Origin of the sequence: uncultured Friedmanniella sp. (assembly GCF_964244285.1) — a bacterium.
In the GTDB taxonomy this organism is placed as follows: Bacteria; Actinomycetota; Actinomycetes; order Propionibacteriales; family Propionibacteriaceae; genus Microlunatus.
Window position 1 is genome coordinate 23,111 of the sequence record NZ_CAXTHT010000018.1, and the last position, 6,835, is coordinate 29,945.

Annotated in this window: 7 protein-coding genes and 1 pseudogene; 3 read left to right on the forward strand and 5 right to left on the reverse strand. The window is 74.0% G+C overall.

The window, feature by feature from the left end; all coding sequences use genetic code 11:
* Positions 1 to 58 precede the first annotated feature (58 nt).
* The 5 genes from ACFE7W_RS20185 to ACFE7W_RS20205 all read right to left on the reverse strand — a co-directional run bounded on the left by ACFE7W_RS20185 (position 59) and on the right by ACFE7W_RS20205 (position 5,266).
* Complete coding sequence (locus ACFE7W_RS20185; protein WP_375426624.1) at positions 59 to 835, reverse strand: type II secretion system F family protein; 777 nt, start codon at positions 833 to 835, stop codon at positions 59 to 61.
* Positions 836 to 948: 113 nt separating this feature from the next.
* A complete protein-coding gene (locus tag ACFE7W_RS20190) occupies positions 949 to 1,761 on the reverse strand; it encodes a type II secretion system F family protein (protein ID WP_375426625.1) in 813 nt (270 codons plus the stop codon).
* A complete protein-coding gene (locus tag ACFE7W_RS20195) occupies positions 1,758 to 2,939 on the reverse strand; it encodes a TadA family conjugal transfer-associated ATPase (RefSeq protein WP_375426626.1) in 1,182 nt (393 codons plus the stop codon). Before ACFE7W_RS20195 ends, ACFE7W_RS20190 begins: the two co-directional genes overlap by 4 nt.
* Entirely contained in the window at positions 2,936 to 4,012 is a 1,077-nt protein-coding gene (ssd, locus tag ACFE7W_RS20200) for a septum site-determining protein Ssd (protein ID WP_375426627.1), read from the reverse strand. Before ssd ends, ACFE7W_RS20195 begins: the two co-directional genes overlap by 4 nt.
* Before the next feature lie 546 nt (positions 4,013 to 4,558).
* On the reverse strand, positions 4,559 to 5,266 hold the full coding sequence (locus ACFE7W_RS20205) for an oxidoreductase (protein WP_375426628.1): 708 nt from the start codon (positions 5,264 to 5,266) through the stop codon (positions 4,559 to 4,561).
* Between the two features lie 16 nt (positions 5,267 to 5,282).
* Here ACFE7W_RS20205 and ACFE7W_RS20210 point away from each other — a divergent pair, with 16 nt between their 5' ends.
* The 3 genes and pseudogenes from ACFE7W_RS20210 to ACFE7W_RS20220 all read left to right on the forward strand — a co-directional run.
* Positions 5,283 to 6,035 (forward strand): class I SAM-dependent methyltransferase, encoded by a 753-nt coding sequence (locus ACFE7W_RS20210; RefSeq protein WP_375426629.1) that lies wholly within the window; start codon positions 5,283 to 5,285, stop codon positions 6,033 to 6,035.
* Positions 6,036 to 6,117: 82 nt separating this feature from the next.
* Positions 6,118 to 6,507 carry a DUF485 domain-containing protein gene (locus tag ACFE7W_RS20215; RefSeq protein ID WP_375426630.1) on the forward strand — a complete coding sequence of 130 codons (390 nt, stop codon included), beginning with the start codon at positions 6,118 to 6,120 and terminating at the stop codon, positions 6,505 to 6,507.
* Positions 6,504 to 6,835, forward strand: a pseudogene (locus ACFE7W_RS20220) (cation acetate symporter); the annotation flags it as partial. The gene ACFE7W_RS20215 and the pseudogene ACFE7W_RS20220, both read left to right, overlap by 4 nt.

The window sequence follows — 6,835 nt, forward strand, 5'->3', positions numbered from 1 at the left end:
GTGGGCGGGCAGGCTGTGGAGAACGCGATGACACCGAGATGCTGTGGACAACTGCCGGTCAGGGGAAGGCCTGCACCACCGCCGACACGACGGTCGGCACCACGCCGAGCAGCAGGAAGGCGGGGACGAAGCAGAGCATCAGCGGCAGCACGCTCCGGACACCGACGCCCCGGGCGACCTGCTGCAGCGCCGACCGCCGGTGCTCACGGGCAACCCGGGCGTGCGTGCGTAGCGCCTCCACCATCTGGGTGCCGGACTCGACCGACCGGGCGAGGTCCACGGCCGCAGGCCCGAGCTGGGGGTGACCGGCCAACGCCGTCCATGCCTCGGTGTCGGTGCTGCCGAGCTCGACCGCGAGGAGCACCGGCTGAAGGTCCTCGGCGACCGGCCCGTCGAACGCCCCGATGAGGGCCCCGCACGCGGCTCGCGGTGGGGTCCCGACCGCCAGGCAGGCAGCCATCAGCTCCAGCGCCTGCGGCACCTCCAGCACCAGCCGTTGTTGTCGCCGCCGGGCGGCCAGCGGCTCGAGCCAGCCGAGGGCGAGGACGCCTCCCGCGGTGACCAGCGGCCAGCCGACCCAGACCCATGACCCGAGGTGCGGGACGGAGTCGCTCAACGCCCAGCACGACGCGCCGCCGGCCGCCAGGCTCAGCCAGAACCGCCGGCCCAACGACGGAGCTCCAGGACGGCCCGCCATCAGCCGGACGACCGCCGGGCTCCCGCGCGGTGGCCGGCGGGGCCGGACCAGGAGGCGGAGCCGCGCCGCCGGGTCCCGAACGGCGAGCAGGACCGCCAGGGCGGCCAGGCCTGCCGCCAGCAGCACCCGGCCGTTCACCGGGCGACCGCCGCGGCGGATCGTCGGCGCTGCTGACGCCGCCGTCGGTGCGGATGCCGCCGCCGTTCCTGTCGGAGTCGAGGATGGGTGTTCACGTGTCGCCGCCTTCCGGCTCAGGCCTGCGCGGCCGCCCGCCGCGCCAGGTTCTCGATCCACAGCACCCCGGTGCAGGCGAGCCCCACGCCGAGGATCAGGCAGGCCCAGCCCGCGTGGCTTCCGGCCAACCAGTCGAGCGGGTCGCCACCGATCAGGTAGCCCATGCCGATGCCCAGCGCCGGCAGAGCCGCCATGAGCTTTCCGGTGGCCCGGGGCGCCGCCAGCTCGCTACCGACCACCGACCGCAGCGACTGATCCGCGGCCAGCCCGGCGGCCACCTCCTCGAGGGTGCCGGTCAGCGAGGCGCCCGAGATCCCGGAGACCTGCCACGCCCGGGCGAGCTCCCGTAGTCCGCCGAAGCCCTCCCCCACCGCCTGACGGCGCCACCGGGCCGGCACGTCGCCGCCCATGCCGAGGGTCGCCCGGCCCTCCTCGAGGACCGGACAGCTGACCGCGGCCACGGCGAGGGCCTGGGCCGGCACCAGGCCAACGCGCAGGTTGGCGGCCAGCACCGACGCCGCCTCGGCGACGGCGAGCCGCGCGCGTTCGGCGCGGCGGCGTCGCGCCCGGAGGCTCACCAGGTGGGCGACCGTCCCCACCACCAGCAGACCGGCGACGCTGAACGCCAGCCCCTGCAGGCCGTCCAGCATCGTGGCCAGCGCCAGCGCGGCCACCACCAGGCTCGCCACCCCGAGGCCCCGCCACCACGACCGACGCGGAGCCGCCCGCTCCGACCCTCGAGCGGGCAGCCGCTGCAGGCCGGCGGCGGCCGGCCCGCGTACTGCCAGCAGGGCCGCCAGCACGGCCAGCACCACCGCCAGCCCGCTCACCGGTCCAGCAGCCTCTCCAGCCGGGCGGCTCCGGGGCCCAGCCGGATACGGCCGCCCGGCCCGAACTGGACCGCCGGCTCCGTACGGGTCAATCCCGACGCGGGGTCGGCCTCGACGACGTGCACCTCCGCGACGCGTCGGCGGCCCGAGTCTTCTCGCTCGATGTGGATGACCGCGTGCAGGGCCGCACCGATCTGGGCGTGCAGCGCCGCCCGGCCGAGGCCGCCGAGCGAGCCCAGAGCCTCCAGTCGCGCGGGCACGTCCTCCGCCGAGTTGGCGTGGACGGTCCCGCAGCCGCCTTCGTGGCCGGTGTTCATGGCCATCAGCAGGTCGACGATCTCCGGCCCCCGGACCTCCCCGACGACCAGCCGGTCCGGTCGCATCCGCAGGGACTGCCGCACCAGGTCGGTCAGGGTCACCGCACCGGCCCCCTCCGCGTTCGCCGGCCGGCCCTCCAGCCCGACGACGTGCGGGTGCCGGGGCGCCAGCTCGCGGGAGTCCTCCACCACCACGATCCGCTCCCGCTCCGGCACCAGCGCCAGGAGCGCCGCGAGCAGGGTGGTCTTCCCCGAACCCGTGCCCCCGCTGACCAGGAAAGCGAGCCGGGCTGCCACCATCCGGCCCAGCAGGGCGGCCCCCCGCTCACTCAGCGAGCCGGAGGCGACGAAGTCGTCGAGGCTGAACGTCCGGGCAGCAGGGACGCGCAGGGACAGGCAGGTCCCCGGACGCGCCACCGTGCCGAGCACGGCGTGCACCCGGCAGCCGTCGGCCAGCCGCGCGTCCACGAAGGGCGCGGCGTCGTCGAGCCGTCGTCCCACCGACGCGGCCAGCCGCTGAGCCAGGCCCCGTACCTCGGCGTCTGAGGAGAAACGGACCCCGGTCAGCTCCAGACCGCGACCCCGGTCGACGAAGACCTGGTCGGGCCCGTTGACCAGCACATCGGTGACCCCGGCCTGTCGCAGCAGCGGCTCCAGCGGCCCGGCCCCCACGCTGTGCCGGCGCAAGGCCTCGACAGTGGCGACCAGGGCCGAGTCGGTGACGACCCGGCCCTCCGCCCGCATGGCGTCGGCGACGTCGGCGGGGGTGTGGGAGCGACCGAGCGCAACCAGCCTGGCCCGGATCGGCTCCAGCTCGGTGACGGCCTGACCCAGGGCGGCCTCGGCGACGGCGGTGTTCACGCGGGCGCCCCTACCGGCTCGAGCTCCGAAAGCACCTGGCGGGACAGCTTGGCCAGGCTGCTGCGGGCCGCGCGGGCCGGCGGATCGCCCCGCTCGGCGGCCAGCACCAGGCTGTCGTCGTGAGGAACCGTCCCCAGCAACGGCAGCCCGACCGCAGCGGCGGCCGCCTCGGCGTCGAGCCCGCGCAACCGGGACTCCCGGACCAGGACCGCCAGCGGGCCGCACGCGGGGACCAGCTCATGGGCGACCTCCCGCGCTGCGGCCACGCCGCGGAGGTCCGCCCGCACGACCAGCAACGTGAGGTCGGCCGTACGCAGCACCTCACGGGCGGCGACGCCCAGCAACCGGGGCAGGTCGACCACGACGAGCTCGTGGCTGCGCTGCAGCGAGAGGAGCACTGCAGCGAGCTGGTCGGCGGGCAACGGCGACGCCGGCTGCGGCTCACGGGCCATCGCGAGCACGTCCACGCCGGCGGCGGCCGGCAGCTGTCCGCGCAGGTCACCCAGGTGGCCACGCGCTCCGGTCAACCGCGGCCAGCGCCAGCCCGCCGTCTGCTCAGCGCCCAGCAGCAGGTCCAGGCCGCCGCTGCGCTCGTCGGCGTCGACCAGCACCACCCGCCGGTTCAGACCCGCGGCGGTCACCGCCAGCCCCGTCGCACAGGTCGAGCTGCCGACCCCGCCCGAGCCGCCCACCAGGCAGACCACCCGACCCCGCCCCCCGCGGTGACCGTCAGAGGCGGCGACCGCCGCGGTCAGGGCGTCGGCACCGCTGGGCAGCGTCAGGACGACTGCCCCTAACCGCGCCGACCACGCCACTGCGTCCTCGGGCAGCTCGTCGTCCCCCAGCAGGTAGAGGTCGGTCCGACGCGGCAGCACCAGAGCCGCCACCGAAGCCGCCTGGTCGACCCCCACCAGCACCAGCGGCGCCGCGTGCCAACGGCCGCGCAGCGCACCGGCGTCGGGGACCACCTCCGGCTCCACGTCGAGAGCGGCCGTCACCGAGAGCACCCGGTCGAGCAGCTCCGGGTCGCGGGTGACGACGACGACCGGCGACGCGTCGGGCTGCAGATCCATGCCGTCAGTCTCGGCCGGTCAGAAGCCCTGCACGAGGGCTCGGCCAAAGCTGTGGACAAGTCCGCAAGCACGCTGCGGCTGTGGACAAAGGGCGCAACCGGTGAGGGGCCTGTGACCGGGAGCCGACGAGGTCGGTGGGGTGTATCCACCTTGCTGATCAAGGAACTGCAGGCTGTTGATCATGAGGATTGAAGAGTTGATCTTGAACTTTCCGAGCTCGACCTTGTCCGGTCATACCAGATCGCTGGCTCCAAAACCCTTCCCCTGCAACAGATCGGGAGGTAGAACTGTCCCCAGGAAAGCCGAGCACAGCAGACACTAGCTCAAACCGTCAGGCCCGGTCGATGATCAGGTCGGACGGGAGCCGTCGGCGGTGTTCGGTCGGCTCGACACGAGTACCCACGCGGCGATCACCCATCCCTGAGGGGCAGTTGCGTCCAGGTTTCGCCTGGCCAACGCGGAGAAACGGCACGCATGGTCGCTCGATGAGCGAGCACGGCACGGCGCCTGCCCGACGGGCGCCGTGCCAACCCAATCTCTCCCGCCTCAGCCGGCCGACGACGCGCCGAGCAGCTCGGCCCCGCGGCCGACCGCGGTCGCGCAGTGCACCAGCCACCCACGGACCCCGCCGACGCTACCGCTGCGGTAGGCCGCGAGTCCCCGACCGTAGGCCTCGGGGTCGGCCGCGTGCCCGGCCTCGACCGGGACGGCGCCGCGGGGGTCGACCCCGGACGAGATCAGCACCAGATGCTCAGCGACGCGGGCGACCAGCCCGTCGGCCGAGCCGAACGGGGCCACGGTGGCGAGCTCGGCGTGCGCCACCGCGCCGAGGACCAGCGCGGACCCAACGCGGGCACCCGTGAGCAGCGCGGTCAACCCCGCCATCCGGGCAGCCGTGGCCGGATCGGACCGGATCCGGCCCAGCTGGTCCTCGGGAGCCACACCACGGGCGAGCAGCACGTGAGCCCGCGCGAGGGCCTGGGCCGGAGCGACCCGGATGACCGCAGCCAGCGTCGTCAGCTCGGCGGAGAGCCGGACGGCGCCGGGCAGCCATGTGTCGGGCGCGTCGGTGAGAGCCGCGTTGCCTCGCGCCCCGATCAGCAGGGTCGAGGTCATCACCTCCGGACCGAACGCGCGCAGCCCACGGTCACGGAGCACGGCGTCCACGGAGTCGATCGCCGCGGCAACGGCCGAGGGCACGCCCTCCAGGCGCGCCAGCTCGGCGAGCGGGTCAGCTGGCGGATGGTCGACCACCACTAGAGTCTGAGCCATGACCGACCCCCCGCGGACGCCCTACCCGGCTGCCGCGACGGCCTGGATGGTGGGTGAGGAGCGCGCCCGGGTGCTCGATCTCGGCTCGGGTCGCGGCAGCTTCGCGACCATGCTGGCCGACGCGGGACACGAGGTCTTCACCCTCGACCGCGACGCGGACCGGGTAGCCGTCCTGGCCGGCCGGCTGGACTCGGGACTGCACGTCGCGGGGCAGGTGGAGGCCATGCCGTTCCTGTCCTGTCACTTCGACGTGGTCACGGCCTCGCAGACCCTGCACCACTTCGCCCCGGGTCTGGCTCTCACCGAGATCGCGCGGGTGCTGCGTCCCGGCGGGCACCTCGCCATCGCGTACAACACCCGCGACGACACGGTGCCCTGGGTCCGCCGCCTGACCGCGATGATGCGCGCGGCCGACCCGACCGCGATGTCCGGCGACTTCGGCCAGGAGGCCGTCGACACCGTCGCGGACAGCCCGTACTTCGTCGGCCTCGAGCGTCGGACCTTCCGCAACTGGGTTCCGATCACCCGCGGGGGCCTGCTGAGCATGGTGCGGCGCCAGCCGTGGGCTGCGGGCCTCGACGACGACACCCGTGAACAGCTGCTGGGCGAGGTCGGCCAGCTCTACGACACCTCGGCCCGACCCCCGGAACCGCTGCTGCTGCCCTTCCAGGCCGCCTGCTGGCGGGCGGAGGTCGACCACACCGACCTGGTGCTCGACGAGGTCGCCGACGCGCTGGAGATCCGGATCTGAGCCTGGCTCCCGGCTGCCGCGTCGCCCCGATGTGTCCTAGGTCACCGCTAGGCTGCCGATAGGACTACCCGTGGAGGCTCCAATGACGGAGAGCACGCCCCGACCCGAGGCCGCCGAGCGCAGCCCGGACCCCACCCACGACGACGGCTACGCGGCGATCGCCGCCGACCCGGAGTTCGCCGAGCTGAAGCGGCGCTACCTGCGCTTCGCCTTCCCGGCCACCCTCGCGTTCATGGCCTGGTACGTCACCTACGTGATCTGCAACAACTGGGCCCGGGACTTCCTGGACACCCCGGTGGTCGGCAACATCAATGTCGCGGTGGTGTTCGGGCTGCTGCAGTTCGTGTCCACGTTCGTCATCGCGTTCCTCTACTCCCGACACGCCCGCTCGGCGCTCGACCCGCTGGCCACCCGGCTGCGCGGCCGGTTCGAGCAGCGGGCCGGCACCTTGGGGCAGAGGGGCCGACGATGACCCCGCTGCTCACCCCGCTGGCAGCGGCCGACAACCGCGGCCTGACCATCGGGTTGTTCCTCGCCGTGGTCGCCGTGACCCTCGGCATCACCTTCTGGGCGTCGCGGCAGAACAAGACCGCGGCCGACTACTACGCCGGCGGCCGCTCGTTCACCGGTTTCCAGAACGGTCTGGCCATCGGCGGCGACTACATGTCCGCCGCGTCCTTCCTGGGCATCTCGGGCTCGATCGCCCTCTACGGCTACGACGGCTTCCTCTACTCGATCGGCTTCCTGGTCGCCTGGCTCGTCGCCCTGCTGCTGGTGGCGGAGCTGCTGCGCAACTCCGG